This is a genomic window from Roseateles sp. P5_E11 (genome assembly GCF_054049355.1).
The window spans coordinates 1-1741 of record NZ_JBFUMO010000868.1 but is presented as its reverse complement, the minus strand read 5'-3'; the positions used below and the strand labels follow the sequence as shown (position 1 = coordinate 1741).

2 protein-coding genes are annotated in these 1741 nt (G+C 66.8%); both read right to left on the bottom strand.

The genetic code is table 11. From position 1 onward, the window contains the following. Positions 1-810: 3-hydroxyisobutyryl-CoA hydrolase (locus tag ACXJKR_RS31565; protein WP_457326212.1), on the bottom strand; the 810-nt coding region annotated here is incomplete at its 3' end. Then, positions 807-1679: a DMT family transporter gene (locus ACXJKR_RS31560; RefSeq protein ID WP_457326210.1), complete on the bottom strand. Its 873-nt coding sequence runs from the start codon at positions 1677-1679 to the stop codon at positions 807-809. The genes ACXJKR_RS31560 and ACXJKR_RS31565, both read right to left, overlap by 4 nt. Between the last annotated feature and the right edge of the window lie 62 nt (positions 1680-1741).

Below are 1741 nucleotides of genomic sequence, written 5' to 3'. Positions count from 1 at the left end.
GGTCTGGTGCGCCCAGTCGTCATCGGCCGCGGCCAGGGATGCCAGGATGCCGGCCAGTGTCGGCTCGCCAAAATGGCGGTCGATGCGTTCGGCGGCGGCCTTGGGGTCGGCGGTGGGGGCGAGATCGGCACACTCCATGACGGTCGCGATGACGTGCTCGGCGCTGGGCTGGGGGCTGGCCCTCAGCGCTTCGACAAGGTCGGCCCATTGCGCCGCCGGCACATAGACGTCGCCCAGGCCCCATTCGATGGCGTCGCCGGCCGCAATGGCCTGGCCGGTCAGTGCCAACCATTCGCCGACGTGGCCGGGGCATTGGGCGAGGAAGTAGCCACCACCGACATCGGGAAAGAGGCCGATGCCGGTCTCGGGCATCGCAAGCTTGGAGCGCTCGGACAGCACGCGCAGCTTGGCGCCCTGGCTGATACCCATGCCGCCGCCCATGACGATGCCATCCATCAGCGCGATATAGGGCTTGGGGTAGTGGTGGATCAGGTGGTTGAGGCGGTATTCCTCAGTGAAGAAGTCTTCCAGCGCCGGGTCACCGGCATGAGCGGCCTGGTGGAAGAAGCGGATGTCGCCGCCCGCGCAGAAGGCCGGCGCCTTGCCTTCGCGGCCCGCGCCGAGCACTGCGACGGCCTGGATCTCCGGTCGAGACGCCCAGTGGCGCAGCAGCGCCGTCATGTCGCGGATCATGGCCAGCGACAGCGCATTCAGCGCTTGCGGGCGGTTCAGCGTGATGAGGCCGAGACAGCCGTTGACGTCGGCCAGGATATGGCCGTCAGACACCAGGGTCGGGATCAGGTCACTCATGCGTTATTCAAGGAGGCGGGTTTGACAGTAGGAGGCGCCAGCGCTTCGTTGGCGATCAGCGCCGCAAGCACGAGGCTACCGCCGATCAGGGCCGCGCTGCCTGGGTGTTCGCCCGCAAAAGCCCAGGCCCAAAGCACGCCGAGCAGGGTTTCCGCCTGGCCGAGCAGGGCCAGTTCGTGGCCCGGCAGCTCGCGCGCCAGGCGCACGGCCAGCAGACAGGGAACGGCAAGCTGGAAGACGCCCAGAAAACCCAGCAGGGACAGGTCGTGCGCACTGGCCTGCAACGGCCAGGCCAGCGGCAGTGTGAACACCATGGAGATCACAGCACCGATCAGCACCGCGGGCAGCATGTCAGTGTCGCCCTGCCCCACCTTCTGCAGCAGGCACCAATTGCTGGCGGCGGCCAGCGGCACGCCCAGCGCAACGATGACGCCCAACAGCGGCCCGCCCAGCTGACCACCGAACATCCACGCGATGCCCGCGCCAGCCACGGCAATCGCCCACCAGGTGCGGGCGGGAATCGGCTGATGCAGAAAGAACCGCGCAAATATCGCCGTGAATAGGGGGGACAGCGACATCGTGACCAGCACATTGGCCACCGTCGTCAGCGACAACGCCACCATGAAGGCCGTGAACATGACGGCCCAGCACAGGCCTGAGGCCCAGACCGCACCGCCACGCATGGCTGACCACAACGCCTTGCCCCGCATCATGCCGAGGATGGCCACCAGTGCCAGCGCATTGAAGGCACTGCGCCAGAACGTGATTTCGAATCCACGCGCTGCATCCAGATGCCGCGTGACCACGCCCGCCGAACTCCACATCAGCGTGACCAGCAGCATCAGCAAAACAGCAGACCGGTGGCTCATCAACGAAGAGCGCCCCTTTCGGGGCGCGGGCAATCAACTGACTAGAACCCCCTCCTGAAGGG

Bases quoted from the DNA above. Each gene is read 5' to 3' on its own strand.
- ACXJKR_RS31560 (WP_457326210.1), bottom strand. From the start codon at position 1,679: ATGAGCCACCGGTCTGCTGTTTTGCTGATGCTGCTGGTCACGCTGATG.